12 protein-coding genes and 1 other RNA gene are annotated in these 21540 nt (G+C 34.9%); 10 read left to right on the top strand and 3 right to left on the bottom strand.

Going from position 1 to position 21540, the window contains the following annotated elements; all coding sequences use genetic code 11:
- Positions 1–309 precede the first annotated feature (309 nt).
- The 8 genes from LUU93_RS05845 (at position 310) to LUU93_RS05880 (ending at position 15711) form a co-directional block, all read left to right on the top strand.
- Positions 310–1188, top strand: a complete 879-nt coding sequence (locus LUU93_RS05845; protein ID WP_232679277.1) for an inositol oxygenase family protein — start codon at positions 310–312, stop codon at positions 1186–1188.
- A 183-nt stretch (positions 1189–1371) separates the two neighbouring features.
- Positions 1372–4512, top strand: a complete 3141-nt coding sequence (gene lacZ / locus LUU93_RS05850; protein ID WP_232679278.1) for a beta-galactosidase, LacZ type — start codon at positions 1372–1374, stop codon at positions 4510–4512.
- A gap of 178 nt (positions 4513–4690) precedes the next feature.
- Positions 4691–5833 carry an acyltransferase family protein gene (locus LUU93_RS05855; RefSeq protein ID WP_232679279.1) on the top strand — a complete coding sequence of 381 codons (1143 nt, stop codon included), beginning with the start codon at positions 4691–4693 and terminating at the stop codon, positions 5831–5833.
- 214 nt (positions 5834–6047) lie between these two features.
- Positions 6048–7685 carry a sodium/sugar symporter gene (locus LUU93_RS05860; protein WP_232679280.1) on the top strand — a complete coding sequence of 546 codons (1638 nt, stop codon included), beginning with the start codon at positions 6048–6050 and terminating at the stop codon, positions 7683–7685.
- 261 nt (positions 7686–7946) lie between these two features.
- Positions 7947–9476, top strand: coding sequence for a glycoside hydrolase family 28 protein (locus tag LUU93_RS05865; RefSeq protein ID WP_232679281.1), 1530 nt, complete (start codon positions 7947–7949; stop codon positions 9474–9476).
- Between the two features lie 275 nt (positions 9477–9751).
- Positions 9752–11191 carry a glycoside hydrolase family 28 protein gene (locus tag LUU93_RS05870; RefSeq protein ID WP_232679282.1) on the top strand — a complete coding sequence of 480 codons (1440 nt, stop codon included), beginning with the start codon at positions 9752–9754 and terminating at the stop codon, positions 11189–11191.
- A 20-nt stretch (positions 11192–11211) separates the two neighbouring features.
- Positions 11212–13191, top strand: a complete 1980-nt coding sequence (locus tag LUU93_RS05875) for an alpha-L-arabinofuranosidase family protein (protein ID WP_232679283.1) — start codon at positions 11212–11214, stop codon at positions 13189–13191.
- Between the two features lie 48 nt (positions 13192–13239).
- On the top strand, positions 13240–15711 hold the full coding sequence (locus LUU93_RS05880; RefSeq protein WP_232679285.1) for a glycoside hydrolase family 95 protein: 2472 nt from the start codon (positions 13240–13242) through the stop codon (positions 15709–15711).
- A 268-nt stretch (positions 15712–15979) separates the two neighbouring features.
- On the opposite strand, the gene ssrA is transcribed toward LUU93_RS05880, so the two are convergent.
- Together ssrA and LUU93_RS05890 are read right to left on the bottom strand one after the other, a co-directional pair.
- Positions 15980–16377: a transfer-messenger RNA gene (gene ssrA / locus LUU93_RS05885) on the bottom strand.
- 254 nt (positions 16378–16631) lie between these two features.
- Positions 16632–17834: a serine hydrolase domain-containing protein gene (locus LUU93_RS05890; RefSeq protein ID WP_232679287.1), complete on the bottom strand. Its 1203-nt coding sequence runs from the start codon at positions 17832–17834 to the stop codon at positions 16632–16634.
- A 241-nt stretch (positions 17835–18075) separates the two neighbouring features.
- Here LUU93_RS05890 and LUU93_RS05895 point away from each other — a divergent pair, with 241 nt between their 5' ends.
- The gene (locus LUU93_RS05895) at positions 18076–19278 is read left to right on the top strand and encodes an NAD(P)-dependent oxidoreductase (protein ID WP_232679289.1); all 1203 of its coding nucleotides are present in this window, start codon (positions 18076–18078) and stop codon (positions 19276–19278) included.
- 121 nt (positions 19279–19399) lie between these two features.
- Here LUU93_RS05895 and fumC read toward each other — a convergent pair whose 3' ends face one another.
- Entirely contained in the window at positions 19400–20785 is a 1386-nt protein-coding gene (gene fumC / locus LUU93_RS05900) for a class II fumarate hydratase (RefSeq protein ID WP_232679291.1), read from the bottom strand.
- Between the two features lie 471 nt (positions 20786–21256).
- On the opposite strand from fumC, the gene LUU93_RS05905 reads away from it, so the two are divergent.
- Positions 21257–21436, top strand: a complete 180-nt coding sequence (locus LUU93_RS05905; RefSeq protein WP_056202312.1) for a hypothetical protein — start codon at positions 21257–21259, stop codon at positions 21434–21436.
- Positions 21437–21540 lie beyond the last annotated feature (104 nt).

The following is a 21540-nucleotide window of genomic DNA, read 5'->3' on the forward strand; positions in this document are numbered from 1 at the left end:
ATTTCTCTCATAACATCTCCCGCAGTTGAAACCGCGGGCTATATTGAAAAGTTATGTTCCAGCACAAAATAAAATCCTTTTAATCTGTGTAATCTGTGGCAAAAAAATCAACAATTTAATTTCTCTCATAACGTCTTCTGCGGTTGAAACCGCAGGCTATACTTGATACGCTGGAATCAAAAAAAAGCTAAATAATCCATGAAAAATCCTGTAATAATCAAAATCATCCATGTTTTTGATGTATTAATCCATTTTGAACGGTAGATGTAATTCTATTTTTGTGTTATAACTTTTAAACTTTTTAGCATTATGAAAAAGCATATAGACACAGACAATCCGTTGAATAATTTAGATGAATGGGAAGATGATTTGTTATTGCGATATCCTGATCCTTCTGAAAGTGCACCGGAAAAAACAAAAGAAGAATTCAGGAATTATGTCGATTCTGAAAGAGTAGAAACGGTTAAGGAGTTTTACAGAATAAACCATACCTATCAAACTTATGATTTTGTGTGCAGCAAAGAACAGGAGTTTTTACAATTCAATAAAAAAGAAATGTCAATTTGGGAAGCCGTTGACTTTTTAAATACGCTGGTAGACGACAGTGATCCGGATATTGACTTAGATCAGACACAGCACCTTTTACAGACTTCTGAAGCTATTAGAGCAGACGGTCACCCGGATTGGTTTGTACTTACAGGCTTTATTCATGATTTGGGTAAAATTTTATGTTTGTTCGGAGAACCGCAGTGGGCAGTTGTCGGCGACACATTCCCGGTTGGCTGTGCCTATTCAGATAAGATTGTTTACCCAGAGTTTTTTAAAGAAAATCCCGATTATACAGACGAAAGATTCAATACCAAATTTGGTGTTTACACAGAAAACTGCGGACTGGATAATGTAAAAATGAGCTGGGGACATGACGAATATCTGTATCAGATTATGAAAGATTATCTTCCGGATCCGGCTTTATATATGATTCGTTATCATTCATTCTATTCACAGCATAAAGAAAATGCTTATGCCCATTTAATGAATGAAAAAGATATCGAAATGTTTGACTGGGTAAGAAAATTTAATCCGTACGATTTATACACTAAAGCTCCCGTTAAACCAGATGTAAAAGCATTGCTTCCTTATTATAAAGAATTAGTAGCTAAATATTTACCTGAGAAGCTGAAGTTTTAAAAAGGTTACATAAACACATAGAAACATAGATTTTCTTTTGAGCATAATAAAGATCTATTAAAAGAAGCTAATTTCTCATACATAGCTATGTGTTTTTATAATAAGTGAAACGCTTTTTGAGACAAAGAAAACTATGTTTCTATGTGTTAGAAAAATAATTGCCAGCTATCTAAAACCAAAATAATGCATAAAACCAAAACCAAAATACTTTTATTATGCCTGCTGATTCTTTACGGAACCGCTGTTTCGGCTCAGGAAAAAGATCGTAACGATTGGGAAAATCCTCATGTATTTCAAATTAACAGAGAACCGGCTCGTGCTGCTTTTCTTCCATATGCAGATGAAACTTCGGCTATAAGTGATAAATATGAAAACTCGCCCTGGTTTTTTTCTTTAAACGGTAAATGGAAATTTTCCTGGTCGCCAACACCGGACCAGCGCCCGAAGGATTTTTACAAAACAGATTTCAGTACTTTAAACTGGAAGGAACTTCAGGTACCATCCAATTGGGAACTAAATGGGTACGGTATACCAATTTATACCAATATTACCTATCCTTTCGAAAGAAATCCGCCTTTTATCAATCATTCGGATAATCCTGTAGGCTCTTATAAAAAAGATTTTGTGCTGCCTGAGAACTGGAAAAACCGACATGTTTTTCTTCATTTTGAAGCAGGAACATCTGCCATGTATATTTGGGTGAATGGTGAAAAAGTTGGCTATACCGAAAACACCAAAAGTCCGGCAGAATTTGATATTTCTAAATATTTAAAACCCGGAAAAAATAATCTGGCTGTAGAAGTATACAGATGGAGTGACGGCTCATATCTTGAAGATCAGGATTTTTGGAGACTTTCCGGCATTGACAGAAATGTTTATTTGTACAGCACAGATAATGTTCGTATTTCAGATTTTTTTGCCAGACCTGATTTAGATGCGAAGTACAAAAACGGAAGTTTAAATATAGAAGTAAGTTTAAAGAATCTTACCTCGACTGCTGTTAACAATCAAAAATTAGTAGCAAAACTGGTAGATGCTTCAGGGAAAAATGTGTTTAGCAAAGAGCTTAATGTCAATTTTGAAGCGTCTAAAATTCAGATCATTAATTTTTCTCAGACTGTAGCCAATCCGAAATTATGGAGTAGTGAAACGCCAAATCTATACACTTTGCTTTTGACCTTAAAAAATGCAAAAGGTGATATTATAGAAACCGTTTCTTCTCAAATCGGATTCAGAAAAGTAGAATTAAAAGGCGGGCAATTATTGGTAAACGGAGTTCGATTGATGGTTCGCGGCGTAAATATTCATGAACATAATCCGGTAACCGGACATTATCAGGACGAAGCTACGATGATGAAAGACATCAGGATGATGAAGCAGATGAACATTAATTCAGTACGCTGCAGTCATTATCCGAACAATATTTTGTGGGTAAAATTGTGTAACAAATACGGTTTGTTTCTGGTGGATGAAGCCAATATCGAAAGCCATGGTATGGGAGTAGAGGGACAGCCTCTTATTTGGATGAATCCAAAAACTAATCCGGGCCATCTTCCAGAATGGAGAGAAGCACATCTGGATAGAATCTATAGTCTTGTTGAAAGAGATAAAAATGCTCCATCGGTGATAATTTGGTCATTAGGTAATGAAAGTGCCAATGGGCCTGTATTTCATGAAGCATACAAATGGATTAAAAAAAGAGATAATTCAAGATTAGTTCAGTTTGAACAGGCAAAAGAAAACGAAAACACTGACATTGTCTGCCCAATGTATCCAACAATTGCTTACATGAAAGAATATGCGGCGCGTAAAGAAGTAACTCGTCCGTACATCATGTGTGAGTATTCACATGCAATGGGAAACAGCAATGGTAATTTTCAGGAATACTGGGATATCATTCGTGGCAGTAAAAATATGCAGGGCGGTTTTATCTGGGACTGGGTAGATCAGGGATTTGAGAGAGAAGATGAAAACGGCAGAAAATACTGGGCTTACGGAGGCGATATGGGAAGTCAGAATTATACAAATGATGAAAATGACTGCAATAATGGATTGGTTATGCCGGATAGAACACCAAATCCCGGTGCATTTGAGGTTAAAAAAGTATATCAGGATATTTTATTTAATGCAGTTGATATCAAGAATGGAGTAATTGAAATTATAAACGATTTTGGATTTACAAACCTGAATAAATACAACTTCAAATATCAGGTTTTAGAAAACGGAAAAATAATCAAAGAAGGTACAATTGCTGTTGCTTTAGAACCTAAAACGAAAAAACAGTTTAAGATTGATTTACCAAAATTACAGTCAAAAGAAGGAACAGAATATTTATTGAATGTTTTTGCTTACACTAAAACAGGTTCAGAGTTACTGCCCCAGAATTTTGAAATTGCCAAAGAACAGTTTGTAATTGAAGACTCCAGCTATTTTGTAAAATCAAAAAAAGTTAATCCTGCAAAAATTCAGGATGAAAAAGAACAGTTTGTGCTGACTTCAGATAATGTTATTGTGAAAATTAGTAAGTCAACCGGGTTAATTTCATTCTACAGTTTTAAAGGAGAAGAGTATTTTAAACAATACCCTGAACCAAATTTCTGGAGAGCACCAACCGATAATGATTTGGGAAATAAAATGGAGATTAGAGCGAATGTATGGAGAACAGCGGGTAAAAATACCGATTTAGAAAATATTCAGCAGACTGAGGAAAATGGGCAGCAATATGTGATTGCTAAATTAAAACTGAAAGATGTTGCTTCTGATTATACAATCAAGTACTCATTAGGAAATGATGGTGCTTTAGAAATACAATCGTTTTATAAAAAAGGCAGTAATCCGTTACCGGAACTGCCGCGTTTCGGAATGATTTTTACCTTAAAAAACACGTTTGAAAATCTGGATTATTACGGAAGAGGACCTTTAGAAAACTATCCGGACAGAAAAACAGCTGCATTTAAAGGAATTTATTACAGTAAAGTTGCAGACCAGTATGTGCCTTATATACGCCCGCAGGAAAATGGATACAAGACAGATATACGCTGGTTTAAATTGTCAGCCAATAAAGGAAATGGCTTGGAAATAAAAGGTCTGCAGCCTTTAGGCATGAGTACATTAAACAATTATCCGAGTGATTTTGACGGAGGACTTTCTAAAAAGAATATTCATTCAAGCGATATCACTCCAAGAAATGAAGTAGTAGTTTGTGTTGATTTAACCCAGCGCGGATTAGGGGGAGACAACAGCTGGGGATTACCACCGCACGAACAATATGTATTAACCCAAAGTGAATATAACTACGGATTTGTTATAAAACCAATTTTTTAAAATGTGTTCAGTGTTCAGTTTTTCAGTGTTCAGTTGCTGTTCTCAGTCTACAGCCTCAGTTTTCAGTGAAAACTGCGACTAAAACTGACCACTAATAAAAAAACTGATCACTAAAAACCTGACCACTGACCACTATATAAACTGAACACTATCAACTGACCACTGAATACTATAAAAAATGAGTAACACTACAAATGGAAGATTAATTTCTTTAGATGCCTTGCGCGGATTTGTGATGTTTTGGATTATGAGCGGTGAACATATTATTCATGCTCTGGCCAAAGCTGCCCCAATTCCTTTTTTTATCTGGATGTCATCACAGCTGCATCATGCAGAATGGAATGGAATTACATTTTATGATATGATTTTTCCTGTGTTTCTGTTTGTTGCAGGAGTTTCAATGCCGTATTCTTTTGAAAAGAAAATGCAGCTGGCAGGTGTAAAAACACCAAAAGATTTACCAGGAAACGAAAAGCGAAAAATATACTTATCAATGCTTAAAAGAACCTGTATTTTACTGGTTTTAGGATTTGTAGTAAATGGGTTATTGCGATTTGACGGTTTCGATCATACACGTTTTGCAAGTGTTTTAGGAAGAATTGGACTGGCTTGGTTTTTTGCCGGAATCATCTTTTTGAATTTTGATTTAAAAAAACAATTAATCTGGTTCGTCGGTATTTTGATTGGCTATTACGCAGCAATGAAATGGATTCCAGTACCTGATTTTGGTGCCGGAGTTTTAACTAAAGAAGGTTCATTAGAAGGATACATTGATCGCCTGCTTTTACCGGGCAGACTGCACAGTACCGTTTATGATCCAGAAGGAATATTTTCTACCATACCCGCTGTTGCTACAGCTTTATTGGGTGTTTTTACAGGAACATTTTTAAAAGCAAAATGTCCTTTTTCGATAAAAGTAAAGCTGCTTTTAATGGCTCTTACAGCAGTAATCCTGATTATTGCAGGATTATTTTGGGACATTAATTTCCCAATTAATAAACATTTATGGACAAGTTCATTTGTATGTTTTGTTGGAGGATTCAGTATTTTGTTTTTTGTCTTTTTTTATCTGACAATTGATTTGTTTGGATTTCATAAATGGGCATTCCCATTAATCTTAATCGGTTCAAATTCTATTTTAATTTATATCGCCGCAGAAGGTTTAGTAGATTTTAAACATACGGCAGATTATGTTTTTGGAGGACTCATAAATTTTCTGCCGCTCATTTGGCAACCAGTGTTTGCTGCTTTATCTGTAACAGTTGTACAGCTTATTTTACTGTACTTTTTATATAAAAGAAAATGGTTTCTAAAAATTTAGAATAAAGAAAATTTTTAACACATAGAAACATAGATTTATTTTTTATGCAAGAGAATAAAAAAGAGAAAATAAGAACACACATAGCTATGTGAATTTAGAATAAATGAAATGCCTTTATAGAGTTTATAAAGCTATGTTTCTATGTGTCTAAAAAATTATTAAGCTCTATTTTAAAATACATTTTACTATCTAACCACACAATAACCACACCATTATGAATGTATTACAAACCGCAGATTACATTGTTTTCTTTATTTACTTTGTCATAGTCACGGCATATGGAATGTATATTTACAGAAGCAAGAAAACCGCAGCGACCAGTTCCAACGAATATTTTTTAGCAGAAGGATCACTTACCTGGTGGGCAATTGGAGCATCACTTATAGCTTCTAATATTTCAGCGGAACATTTTATCGGTATGAGCGGTTCGGGCTTCGCAATCGGGCTTGCGATTGCTTCTTATGAATGGATGTCAGCAGCCACATTAATTATCGTGGCCATGTTTATCTTACCAATTTATCTTAAAAACAAGATATTTACCATGCCGCAGTTTCTGGCCAAAAGATACAGCGGAACAGTAAGTACTATTATGGCTGTTATTTGGCTGTTAATCTATGTGTTTGTAAATCTTACATCTATCATTTATTTGGGGGCTTTGGCTATTTCATCAATTGCGCCGGTAAGCTTTCAGTTTTGTGTTATTGCATTAAGTTTATTCTCTGTTATTGTTACTTTAGGAGGAATGAAAGTAATCGGATATACAGATATGTTTCAGGTTATAGTATTAATTCTTGGAGGATTAGTAACAACATATCTGGCATTGACCTTACTTTCAGATCAGTTTGGTTTTGGAAAAGATATTTTAAAGGGACTGGCTGTCATTGCTGATGAAGCGCCGGAACATTTACACATGATATTAGACAAATCAAATCCGCATTATAATGAATTGCCGGGAATGTCTGTTTTGGTTGGAGGTATGTTAATCAATAATCTGGCTTATTGGGGATGTAATCAATATATTGTTCAGAGAGCTTTAGGTGCCGATTTAAAAACTGCGCGCAAAGGAATTTTGTTTGCTGCTTTTCTAAAATTATTAGTTCCAATTATTGCCGTTTTACCGGGTATTGCCATGTTTGTAATGCATGAAAACGGAATGTTTCAGCAGGAAATGGTAGATGCCGCAGGGGTTTTAAAACCAGATCAGGCTTATCCAACTTTAATGAATTTACTTCCTGCTGGGTTAAAAGGAGTAGCCTTAGCGGCTTTGACAGCGGCAATTGTAGCTTCTTTGGCAGGAAAAGCAAATAGTATTTCGACTATTTTTTCTTTAGATATTTATAAAAAATATTTTAATTCTCAGGCAACAGAAAAAAAACTGGTACGTACAGGAAGATGGTGTGTAGTAGTCTGTATGATTATTGCAGCTTTTGTAGCTCCGGCATTAAAAACATTAGATCAGGCATATCAATTTATACAAGAATATGTGGGATTCTTTTCTCCGGGAGTTTTAGCAATTTTCTTATTGGGAATGTTCTGGAAAAAAACAACGCCATCAGCCGGACTTGCGGGCGCATTGTTAACAGTACCACTCGCGGCTATATTGAAATTCTTGCCAATGTGGACAGATGGCGCTTTTCCTGATTATCCTTTCTTAGACAGAATGACTATTGTTTTCTTTTTAATTGTGTTTATAATGGTTGGCCTTAGTTTGGCAAAACCACTTTCAGAGCAAGAGACTGAAATCCATGCAATAGAAGTCGATAACTCTATGTTTAAAGTGTCTTCAGAATTTATTGTCGGCTCATTTATTATCTGCGGAATATTAGTGGCTTTATATACTGTTTTTTGGTAATTTTATTTTGCTGCGAAGACACAAAGGCTCAAAGTTTATTTAAAAAGATAATTCAAAATTGCTCAAAAGACGCAGAAACGTAAAGTTTTTTGCCACAGATTGTAGGATTAAAAAGGATTTTTGCTTCACGCAGATTTAAAAAAGATTTAAGCAGATTCCGCAGATATCTAAAAAAAAATCGAATTAAATCTGCCAAAATCTACGACATCTGCGTGAAACAAAAACTTCGCGACTTTGCGAGACTAAATAAATAAAAAAGTAATGAAAAAGAAATCTATTATTGCGATACTTATATTCTGTATTTCCTTATTTGTTTCGGCACAAAAGGTATTTGATATTAAAAAATATGGCGCCATAGGAGATGGCAAAACTTTAAATACAAAAGCCATTCAAAAAGCAATTGACGCAGCAAATAAAAGCAAAGGTGGAAGAGTTGTTTTTTCTAAAGGTAAATTTCTATCCGGAAGTATCGTTTTAAAAACCGGAGTTGAATTGTTTTTTGAAGAAGGAGCCATTTTGTTAGGAAGTACCAATCCTGATGATTATCCGAAATATGAAGGAATAAGAGCTTTGATTATAGCTAATAAATCAAAAAATATTGCAGTAAACGGAAAAGGAATTATAGACGGACAAGGAAGAGAATTGGCTTTAGCAATTGATTCTCTGCATCATACAGGAGTTCTAATTGATCCCAAATACAATTATAGAAGAATGCGTCCTGAAGACCATAGAGGAAAGCTGATTTCGTTTGTAAAATGTGATTCTATAACGATGATCAATATTACATTAAAAAACAGTCCGGGTTGGGTACAATGTTTTACAGATTGTAAAAATATTGTAATTGATTCTATGAAAGTCAATAGTACCGCTTATTGGAATAATGACGGAATTGACGTTGACGGATGCGAAAATGTTAGAATAACCAATTGTAATGTAAATGCGGCAGATGATGGCATTTGTCTAAAATCAGAATCACCAGGATTGCAGAACAATAATATTTACATTGCAGACTGTACGATCAGATCGAGCGCCAATGCAGTTAAATTTGGTACAGGCTCTTACGGCAGTTTCAAAAACGTTACGATTGAAAATATTAAGGTTTTTGATACTTTCAGATCGGCAATCGCGATTGAATCTGTTGATGGAGCTGAAATTGAAAATATTAAAGTTTCTAATATTACGGCCGTAAATACAGGAAATGCGATATTAATTCGGTTAGGTCACAGAAATGGAGATAAACCGGGTTACATTAAAAATGTATCGATTAAAAACTTAAAAGCACAAATTCCTTTTGGCCGTCCAGACATTGATTATGATATGCGCGGACCAGAAGTTGATTATTTCCATAATCCGTTTCCTGCTTCTATTTCCGGAATTCCGGGACATCTTATAGAAAACGTAACTTTAGAAAATATTGAAATTACGTATCCGGGAAGAGCTTCAAAAGGAATGGCGTATCATCCTTTAAGCAGATTGAAAGATGTAAAAGAAAATATAAACGGTTACCCTGAATTTACCATGTTTGGAGAATTGCCTTCGTGGGGATTTTATGTGCGTCACGTAAACGGAATCGAAATGAAAAATATAAAACTGATTTTGGAGAAAGAAGATTTTCGTCCCGCTTTTGTTTTTGATGATGTAAAAAACCTGACAATGAAAGCGATCGATATTCCTTCAGATAAAATGAATCAAATTGTTTTTAAAGATGTTTCATCGAGTAATCTTGACAGCGAATCTTTAAAAAGAAAAATAGAACCAGAACAAAATAAATTTGAATTACCTGCTAGGTAGTTTTAAAATTCTTGTGTTTTTACGTCAGTTTTGTCATCCTGAGGAACGAAGGATCACAATCGAAACTCGACAAAGATTGGCGATATAGCAAATGGAGTTTCTTGTGTGATCCTTCGTTCCTCAGGATGACAAATAATATGTTTAATCTATATGTTTAAAATAAAAAAAACTCTGCGTCTTTGCTCCCGATAGCTATCGGGATTGCGAGATTAAAATAAATAAACCAAAAACTTTGCGAAGTATATCTTCGATAAAGTTTTTAATACATAAAAGAAATGAAAAAGAAATCTATAATCGCGATCCTAATTTTTTGTATTTCCTTAACCATTGCAGCACAGAATGTTTACGACGTTAAGAAATATGGAGCCAAAGGAGACGGAAAAACCAATGACGCAGCCGCAATTCAAAAAGCAATTGATGCCTGCAGTAAAACGGGCGGAAGAGTTTTGATTCCGGCGCCGTTTACGTTTTTGGCCGGACCATTTGATGTAAAATCCAAAGTAGATCTTCATATTGAAGCAGGAGCAAAATTATTGGCAAGTCCGGATGAAAAATTATATACCAAAAGTGCTTTTAGAACCAATCCGGGAGAAGGGACAATTTGGATTGGCGGAGAAAATATAGAAGATTTTACCATTAGCGGAAGCGGAAAAATAGATGGAAACGGAATATCTTTTATGGGCGAAGAGCAAGATGATGCTTATGTTTTAAAACCGTTTAATGTTTTAGATCCGCGACCTCACGTATTGACCATTATTGGTGGAAAAAACATTAGAATAAAAGACGTGCATATAGGAAATTCGGCTTATTGGACAGTTCATTTAATTGGTTGTAATGATGTTGTAATCAGCGGGATTACTTTATTGAATAGTTTAAAAGTGCGTAACAGCGACGGAATCGATTTGGATCATTCTAAAAATGTGAGAATTAGCGATTGTTATATCGAAAGTGGAGATGACTGCATTTGTTTAAAAAACCGAAGAGAATTTGAAGAATTTGGTGCCTGTGAAAACATTACAGTTACTAATTGTACCATGACCAGTAGCAGCTGCGCGATTAAAATTGGTTCAGAAAACATGGATGCGATTAGACAAGTGGTATTCAATAATTGCATCATTAAAAACAGCAATCGTGCCTTAGGAATTCAGAACAGAGATGAAGGAACCGTGAGAGATGTTATTTTCTCAAATATCATTATAGAAAGTAAATTGAATACCGATACCTGGTGGGGAAAAGCAGAACCCATTTATGTAACCGCTTTTAGCAGAGCAAAAGGAAACCATAAAGATGCCAACTGGCGTTTTCCAAAAGGCGCAGCAGAAGGAAAAGTGGGCGAAATAAAAAATATCTATTTCTCTAATATTCAGTGTACAGGAGAAAACGGTGTGTTTGTAAGTGGAGAATCAAAAGATAAAATTAAAAATATTATTTTTGACAATGTGAGTGTTTTTATAGATAAAACAACATCTTTTCCCGGAGGTGTTTATGACCGACGCCCTTCTAACGTAGAAGGTTTTGTAAAAGGAAGTACTTCGGGATTTTATTTTGATTCGGCTGAACGTATTAAAGTACAAAATTGTACAGTGCAATGGGGGAAAAATAAACCTGATTATTTTAAATACGCAGTCGAAAGTAAAAATGTAGATGAATTAATTGTAACAAACTTAGATGGACAATCAGCTTTTCCTGCTAAATTAGAGGCAGTAAAAAAATAATCAGTTCCATTGCAAAACGTATGAAAAATAATATCCTTACAATATTTACCATTTGTGGTTTGTCACTAAGCAGTTTTTGTGTGAATGCTCAAAAAACAATTTTAGAAGTAGATGCTTCAAAAACTGTTACTAAAATTCAGCCTACCATGTTCGGGTTGTTTTTTGAAGACATCAACTTTGCTGCAGACGGCGGGTTATATGCCGAATTGATTAAAAACAGATCTTTTGAATTTGATAAACCTTTGATGGGATGGGAGCAGCCCAATACAAAAAGATCTTCATTAAACAAAGAATCGGGCAGTGCTGCGCCAGTCAAAATCGAGGCAGACAATACTGTTTTTTGCAGAGTAGAAATCAATAATGATAAAGGTTATGCCTTAATAAATGAGGGTTTTAGAGGAATGGGAGTAAAGAAAGATGCAAAATACAACCTTTCATTAAAAGCATCTAATCATAATACAGCAATCAAAAAGATTATATTTCAGCTTATTGATAAAGATCAGCAAGTAATTGGAGAAACAAGCATTGTTCCAAAATCAGATCGATGGACAAATTATACATCGCAAATTACAGCGACTCAAACCGAAGCAAAAGCAAAATTAAAAATTACTTTTGAAGGGACAGGAACTATAGATTTAGATATGATTTCACTGTTTCCTGAAGATACATGGAAGAATAGAAAAAATGGACTTCGTAAAGATCTGGTACAGCTTTTATATGATATGAAACCTGGCTTTTTACGTTTTCCCGGCGGCTGTATTGTTGAAGGAAGAACATTGTCTGACCGTTATCAATGGAAAAAATCAGTTGGAAATGTAGAAGAGAGAAAAACGAAGATGAACCGCTGGAATGTAGAATTCAACCACAAACAAACTCCGGATTATTTTCAAAGTTTCGGATTAGGATTTTTTGAATATTTTCAGCTTTCAGAAGATATTGGCGCAGAACCGCTTCCAATTTTAAGCTGCGGAATGGCTTGTCAGTACAATACCGGAGAATTGGCTCCAATAAACGAACTGGATCCATATGTTCAGGATGCTTTAGATTTAATTGAATTTGCCAATGGGGCTGTAACGACAACTTGGGGAAAAATCCGTTCAGATATGGGGCATCCAAAACCATTTAATCTAAAATATATTGGCGTTGGAAACGAACAATGGGGACCGGATTATATTGACCGATTCAAAGTTTTTGAAAAAGCAATAAAAGCAAAATATCCAAATATCATTATTGTGTCTGGAAGCGGCCCTTCTCCAGATGGTGAACATTTTGATTTTGCAATGCAAGAACTTAAAAAACTCAATGCAGAACTTGTAGACGAACATTATTATAAAAGCCCGCAATGGTTTAGAGAAAATGCCGGACGCTATGATAATTATGACAGAAAAGGCCCAAAAATATTTGCGGGAGAATATGCAGCGCAGAGTGTTTCAGGAGCCAATCCGAATAACAGAAATAATTGGGAATGTGCTTTTTCTGAGGCCGCTTTTATGACTGGATTGGAAAGAAATGCAGAAGTCGTTCACTTAACCTCTTACGCACCTTTGATGGCTCACGAAGATGCATGGCAGTGGACTCCTGATATGATTTGGTTCAACAATCTTGAATCTTATGGTTCAGCAAATTATTATGTGCAGCAATTATTTTCTACCAATAAGGGAACAGATTTGTTAAGTATTAATAAAGATGGAAAAGCTTTAACGGGGCAAAACAATTTATACGCATCGGCAGTAAAAGATATAAACAGCAGAGAAATAATTGTAAAACTGGTAAATACAGCTGCATCAGCAGAAGATATCAGCGTTGATTTAAAAGGAGTAAAATTAGGATCAAAAGGGACAATTATAAGACTGGAAAGTCCAAATACACAAGATGAAAATACTTTTGCTGATCCAAAAAAAATAACTCCAAAACAAAGTGAATATAAAATAGCAAAAGGAAAACAAGATTTAAATCTTCCTGCTTATTCTGTAACTGTTTTAAAACTGAAAATGATTTAATAATTTAACCGGCTTAGAATATTATTTTCAAACTAAAATTAAAAATACATGCTGTACAACTCTCTTAAAAAAAGCTTTTTTCTTCTATCTATAATGGCAGGATTTTCTGTTTCTGCACAACAAGATTTAAAACTGCAATACAATCAGCCGGCTGTTGAATGGACGGAAGCTTTACCTATAGGAAATGGTACACTCGGCGCAATGGTTTTTGGAAGGGTAGATTCTGAATTAATTCAGTTAAATGAAGCGACTTTCTGGAGCGGCGGGCCTGTGCAGAAAAATGTAAACCCGGATGCTTTTAAAAACCTGGCGTTAATTAGGGAAGCACTTAACAACGAAGATTTTGAAAAAGCATATTTGCTGACTAAAAACATGCAGGGTGCTTACAGTGAAAGTTTTATGCCGTTGGGAGATCTTATTTTGACACAGGATTTTGGAGGAAACAAACCGGATCTCTACAACAGAAGTCTTGATTTACAAACAGGATTGGCGGTAACGAATTTTAGCGTTAACGGTGTAAATTACAAAAGAGAAATATTTGCTTCGGCACCTGCACAATGTATTGTAATTAAACTTTCGGCAGATCAGCTAGAAAAACTTTCGGTGGCAATTGATGCCGCAAGTCTTTTAAAAAATGAAAAAACAATAAAAAATCAGTCAGTGGTTTTAAAGGGTAAAGCGCCCTCACATGCAGACCCCAATTATATTGATTACAATAAAGAACCCATTGTTTATGAAGATGCAGCGGGCTGTAGAGGAATGCGTTTTGAATTAATTATTAAACCAGTTATAAAAGATGGTGAAATAAGTTCTGACGGGAATAAATTAGTTATTAAAAATGCATCTGAAATAGTACTTTTCGTTTCAGCGGGAACAAGTTTCAATGGCTTTGATAAATGCCCGGACAGTCAGGGAAAAGACGAACATAAACTGGCAGAAAGTCCAATTAAAAAAGCTGTTGGTAAAAAATATGATAGTTTATTAAAAGAGCATATTACAGATTTTCAGCATTTCTTTAATAGGGTTTCATTAAAACTTAATGAAAAAGAAACCAATAAATCAAATCTGCCAACTGATACTAGACTAGAACAATACGCAAAAGGAGAAAAAGATTCCGGACTTGAAGCTTTATTTTTTCAATACGGACGTTATCTTTTAATTTCATCTTCCCGCGCACACAATACGCCAGCCAATTTACAGGGAATTTGGAACAATAAACTTCGTGCGCCCTGGAGCAGTAATTATACAACAAACATTAATTTACAGATGAATTATTGGCCTGTTGAATCAGGAAGTTTGTCTGAATTGTTTTTTCCGCTTGATGAATTTATTAAGAATGTCTCTGTAACAGGAGCTGAAACTGCCCAAAGTTATTATCATGCCAATGGTTGGGTATTGCATCATAATTCGGATATCTGGGCAGCGACAAATCCTGTAGGCGATTTTGGAAAAGGAGATCCTATGTGGGCAAACTGGTACATGGGCGCCAACTGGCTTAGCAGACATTTATGGGAACATTATCAATATACAGGCGATAAGGAATATCTAAAAAAAGTATATCCAATTATAAAAGGTGCTGCAGAATTTAGCTTGGACTGGCTTCAAAAAGACAAAAATGGTTATCTGGTAACAATGCCTTCGACTTCTCCAGAAAATAAATATTATTATGATGGAAAAAAAGAAGGTGTTGTCACGACAGCTTCGACTATGGATATCGGAATCATAAAAGATTTATTTGAAAACACTATTGAAGCCTCTAAAGTACTCAATACCGATTTAGAATTCAGACAAACTGTAAACAAAGCAGCAGATCAATTACTGCCTTTTAAAATTGGAGGCAAAGGACAGCTTCAGGAATGGTATAAAGATTTTGAGGATGAAGATCCGCATCACAGGCACACTTCGCACCTTTATGCATTGCATCCTGCTAATTTAATTTCTCCTTTAAAAACACCAGAACTGGCAGCTGCCGCAAAGAAAACATTAGAATTGCGCGGCGATGACGGAACGGGCTGGAGTTTAGCATGGAAAGTAAATATGTGGGCGAGACTTTTAGACGGAAATCATGCTTACAAATTATTCAAAAATCAATTGAGATTAACAAAAGAAAATAGTACAGAGTACGGTGGACACGGAGGATGTTATCCAAATCTTTTTGATGCTCATCCGCCTTTTCAGATAGATGGAAATTTTGCCGGAACAGCAGGTGTAATTGAGATGCTGATGCAAAGCCAGAATAAAGAAATTCATCTGCTGCCTGCTCTGCCGGATTCATGGACAGACGGCGAAATTAAAGGTATTACGGCAAAAGGTAATTTTACTGTAGATATAAAGTGGAATGATGGTAAAATGAGTCAGGCAAAAATAGTGTCCAATAATGGAAGTACTTGTTCTGTAAGGGCTGCAGAGCCATTTATAATTGAAAAACTTAATATCAAAAGTGAGAAATCGTCGATTGGTTATACTGCCGTATTTGAAACTAAAAAAGGAACTTCTTATATCTTAATACCTTCAAAATAGGGTTCTGCAGCAGAACCCTTATATCAACTTAAATTATTCCTCTAAAAATTTGAGAATATTTCCCTCTCTGGTTAGTAATTACCTAACCAGAGAGTTTACATTTGTAGACGGACGTGGATTTGATACTGAAGCAAACCGCCCAGCCAATTTACAGATACCTATGATAAGAAAGAAATTTTTATTAACTGCGGTCATTTGCATAGCTATATCATCATATTATGGAAGACCCAAATAAAAAAGGCAGAAAATCATATGATTTTCTGCCTTTTTGTGGAGTCGCCGGGAATCGAACCCGGGTCCAAACAAGCAACTAAAGAGCTTTCTACACGCTTATTTCCTGATTAGATTTTCGATGTTAAGCCAGGCCAGAAACAGCCACCGAACACTTATCTTCTTAAGTTTCGAAACCCACCCGAAGCTCATGGATATCTAGGTTTATTTTTACGGTTCCCCTTGACGGAACGCCACAAACCAAGGCTTTCCAGGAGAATCCAGCTTCTCTACCTTGTAGAGACGTGGCGCAATCGTACTATGATTCGGATTATGCAGCTAAAGCGTAATTATTTTCGCCGTGTAAAAGTTTGAGATCTTATATTTACGAGCAAGGTCTCAATGCTCGACGTGCTTACTGTTCAATTCGACTTGCTGTCAAAACCAGTCGACCCCAAAAATAAGTCTGCAAATTTAGAGTATTTGAAATTACTTTCTGCCAAAATTTTCAGAAAAATTCCTTTAGTCGAAAGTCAAAAGCCGTAAAGTTTTAAAGTCCAATACTTAAACTGCGTTTGCTTGTTTTTATTTTTACTCAATTGGTCTAATCTGAAAACTCAATTATCGACAAAAGCTTTACCACTTTACGACTTTACCGCTTTACGACTTTCGACTTTTGACTTTTGACTTTAAGACTTTCGACTATTGTCTTATTCTTCGTCTTTGAAATTAAAAGGATAATCCCCAAAAATTGGAGCTAATTTGCGAACAGCATAAGTGTTTCTTGTCATTTTGTTAGACAATGCAATAATGGTAACATGCTCTTTTATTAAAGTAATGTAAGATGAGGTGTTGCCATGCCACCAGCCATTATGAAAATAATAGTTTTGACCTGTTTCCCAATTAATCATTCTAATTCCTAAACCATAATTTTTAGTTCCTTTACGTTCATTACTATAACCGGTATAAACTTGTTTTAATAATTCAGGTTTCAAAAAATCAGGTGATTGTCTTGCGCGATCAAATTTTAAAAGATCTCTTACTGTCGAAAAGATATTTTTATCTCCGTAAACATTGTCCAGATAATCAAAACCAATTTCGACACCGCTTCCTTTGTATGATGGAACAATCTTTTTTCTGTCTTTATCATCATCAAAAACGTATGTATGAGTCATTCCTAAAGGTTTGAAAATCATTTCGCTCATTGCTTCTTTATAACTCAAACCAGTAATTTTTTCAATGATAAGTGCCAGCATTGCATAATTGGTATTGCAATAGCTGAAACGAGTTCCGGTTTTAGATTCTAAACCAATATTTTTAGTTGCCAGAAGATCTAAGATATCTTTATTTGTCAGCTGATTATGTCTGTCCCAAACCGATTTGTCATGATCTGTAAAATAAGCATAATTACGCATTCCGGTGCGATGGCTTAAAAGCATTCTAATCGTACAGTCTTCGTAAGGAAATGTTTTTAAAATAGTATTTACTTTTTGGTCTAAATCTATTTTACCGGCGTTCACAAGTTTTAGAACCGCTGTTGCAGTCAATACTTTGCTTACAGAAGCAATTTGTACAGATGTTTCAGCTGTTATTTTGGTTCCTTCATTTTTATTGGCATAACCATTATATTTTTCAAAAATTATCTGGCCATTTCGGGCAACTAAAAAACTCCCGTTCATGCTGTTATTTGGCCAGTTTTTATAGTAAAAATGATTTATTCTGCCAATTACCGAATTCTTATATGCCTGTGAAATTTTCTTTTCAGGACCTAACGGCTTCATTTTAGGTAATGTATCTTCGACTGTTGGAGTAGCAGCTGTTTTTGTTTTATTGTCATTACCACATGAGCTTAAAACTAGTAGAGAGAAAAGTATTTGTAGTATCTTTGTTTTTTTAAGGAAAATCATTTGCATCGTTCTTGAAAAACAAATATATCGAATTCAATTTTGTTGTTTTCTCAATTTTTGATGGTTTAAAAAGGTTGTTTTAACACAATATTAACAGATGTTTTTTTTATTTCTTTGTTTTTCAGTTATTAACGGTTTTTAAACATTCTAAATAGTAAATTAGAAACAAAAATTTAACTATATTTGTTATATTTGAAACAAATACGATGTAAAAAGTTATATTATTAAGTGCTTTAAATTTATTTAAATGAAATTTGGAATAATAAAAGAAAGAAAAAACCCACCAGACAGAAGAGTTGTTTTTTCTCCAAATGAACTAACAAAACTAAAACAGCTTTATCATGAAGCATCAGTTGAAGTTGAGAGTTCAGATATTAGAGTTTTTTCTGATGCAGAATATAAAAATATGGGAATAACCGTTACAGAAGATGTTTCTGACTGTGATGTTCTATTTGGTGTTAAGGAAGTTCCTGTTGAAAATTTAATTCCAAACAAAGCTTATTTCTTTTTTTCTCATACCATAAAAAAACAACCTCATAACAGGAAATTACTTCAGGCGATTTTAGAAAAAAAAATTGATTTATACGATCATGAAACAATTGTTGATTCGCTGGACCGCAGATTAATTGGTTTTGGAAAATATGCCGGAATGGTTGGTGTTTATAACGGAATCCGCGCTTTTGGAATTAAATTCGAATTGTTTAAACTCCCAAAAGCAGAAACCCTTTCCGGAAAAGAAGCATTGATTATGCATTTAAAGCGTATTACAATGCCGGCTTTAAAATTTGTAATTACCGGAACAGGAAAGGTTGGGAGCGGCGCAAAAGAAATTTTAGATGCTATTAAAGTAAAAGAAATCACGGTAGATAATTATCTCACTAAAAAATATGCGCAGGCAGTGTATGTTCAGTTAGACGTTTTAGAATATAACAAACGTATTGACGGTCAGGTTTTAGATTTTAATGATTTTGTCGAAAATCCCGAAGCTTATACCTCAGATTTTGAGAAATTTACTAAAGTTTCAGATATCTACTTTGCAGGTCATTTTTATGCGAGTAACGCCCCGATGATTTTGACCAGAGAAATGTTAAATGCAAGTGACTGCAAACTAAAAGTTGTAGCAGATATTTCCTGCGATGTAAACGGGCCAATTGCCAGTACACTTCGTTCTTCGACAATTGCAGAACCTTTATACGGTTATTTTCCTTTAGAGGATAAAGAAGTGGATATTTTTCATCCGGCAGCAGTTGCTGTTATGGCTGTTGATAATCTTCCGTGCGAAATTCCAAAAGATGCCAGCGAAGGATTTGGAGAACAATTTATGGAGCATGTAATTCCTGCTTTTTTCAACGGAGACAAAGATGGAATTTTAAAACGTGCCAAAATCACAGAAAACGGAAAACTTACAGAAAGATTCAGTTATCTGCAGGATTATGTAGACGGGAAATAATTTATTTAATTGTGAATTGTTAATTAAAAAAAAGAGCCTTCTTAAAATTAAGGAGGCTCTTTTTTTATTATAATAGATGGTCAAATAATTTATAATTAACCATTAACAATTCACAATTAATCTAAACCATTTCCTCCGGTTTCACCCAAGCGTCAAAATCTTCAGAAGAAACATAGCCTAAACGAACTGCTTCTTCTTTAAGTGTAGTTCCGTTTTTGTGAGCGGTTTGAGCTATTTCGGCAGCTTTGTAGTAACCAATTTTAGTATTTAAAGCGGTTACAAGCATAAGAGAATTATCTACTAATTCTTTAATACGTTTGTGATTAGGTTCGATTCCCTGAGCGCAATGTTCGTCAAAAGAAACACAAGCGTCTCCCAATAAACGTGCTGATTGCAGGAAGTTTGCTGCCATAACCGGTTTAAAAACATTCAATTCATAATGTCCCTGCATTCCGCCAACCGCAATTGCCATATCGTTTCCAATAACCTGAGCGCAAACCATTGTTAGGGCTTCACATTGTGTAGGGTTTACTTTTCCCGGCATAATAGAAGATCCTGGTTCATTTTCCGGAATATGAATTTCTCCAATTCCTGAACGAGGGCCAGAAGCTAACATCCTGACGTCATTGGCAATTTTGTTTAATGAAACAGCCAATTGTTTTAATGCTCCGTGTGTTTCAACAATTGCGTCGTGCGCGGCCAAAGCTTCAAATTTGTTTTCGGCAGTAATAAATGGATGTTTGGTAAATTGAGCGATATATTCGGCTACTTTTACATCGTAACCTTTTGGAGTATTTAATCCCGTTCCAACAGCGGTTCCTCCTAAAGCGATTTCAGATAAATGTGCTAAAGTATTTTTAAGTGCTTTTAATCCAAAAGCTAATTGTGCTGCGTATCCTGAAATTTCTTGGCCTAAAGTTAATGGCGTTGCGTCCATCAAATGTGTACGGCCAATTTTTACAACATCTTTAAATTCAGCTGCTTTTTTTACTAAAGTAGCATGTAGTTTTTCAACTCCCGGAATTGTAGTTTCAACTACCATTTTATAAGCTGCAATGTGCATTCCGGTTGGGAAAGTATCATTTGATGACTGTGATTTATTTACATCATCATTTGCTTTTATAAATTGTTCGCCTTCGCCAATTTCAAAACCTTTAAGAACCTGAGCGCGGTTGGCAATTACTTCATTCACATTCATGTTGCTCTGCGTTCCTGAGCCTGTCTGCCAGATAACTAATGGAAATTGATCTTCTAGTTTTCCTTCAAGAATTTCATCACAAACAGCAGCGATTGCATCTCTTTTTTCGATTGGTAAAACCCCCAAATCATAATTGGCATAAGCAGCGGCTTTTTTTAGATAAGCAAAACCTTCGATGACTTCCTGCGGCATTGAAGCTGCATTTCCAATTTTAAAATTATTTCTTGAGCGTTCTGTTTGTGCACCCCAATACTTATCGGCAGGGACCTGAACTTCGCCCATGGTGTCTTTTTCTATTCTGTATTTCATTTTGTGTAAATATATTGTTTGTAAAAATGTATTTTGTGAGTTGTGAATTTGTTGGGTAAATGGAACGCTGATAACGCTGATTTACTTCGTAAAGACGCTGATTGAAACGGATTTTTTATTTTGGTGTTTTAATTTTCTTTTAAATACGGATTCTAGCTCCGATAGTCCCGAAGATTCGGGAGAAAATCCTTTTATGTTTTTTCTTTAAAAACATAAAAGATTACTTCACTAAACATTTATTTTAATCGGAGTTCAGTGAACTTCGTTTGTAACGGATAGCGGGAAACAGCTCCTGAAAATACTCATGTTCTTCTAGTTTAGATAGTTGGATAATTTGCCGAAAAGAAAGCTTATTTAAAATGAGTATAAATATACGTATAAATGTTATTTCACGAAAATTGATTTAGATTTTATTGCTGAGGAAAAATATATAGCCTACATTTGTGGTAACATTCAAAAATTCCGGAAAACATGTTTGAATTTTCACAGTACTTAGGCTTTTTACTTTTCTTAACCATACTAACTATAGGGTTTTGGTTAATGTTTTTCTTGGTTGGTTTCGTATCTTATTGGGTTACGGGAGCTAGCTGGGAAATGTTCAAAGAAAAGAGAGCTAAAAAAAGACAAGAAGAACAATCAGTTAAATATTAATTGATTTCATAAAAAAGGACCCGTGAAAATGAGTCCTTTTTTTTTATGAAAAAAATAAATTCCAATAAAAAAAATCCAAATTCCAATTTTCTAAAACTTCATTT

Source organism: Flavobacterium soyae (genome assembly GCF_021245985.1).
Classification (GTDB): Bacteria; Bacteroidota; Bacteroidia; order Flavobacteriales; family Flavobacteriaceae; genus Flavobacterium; species Flavobacterium soyae.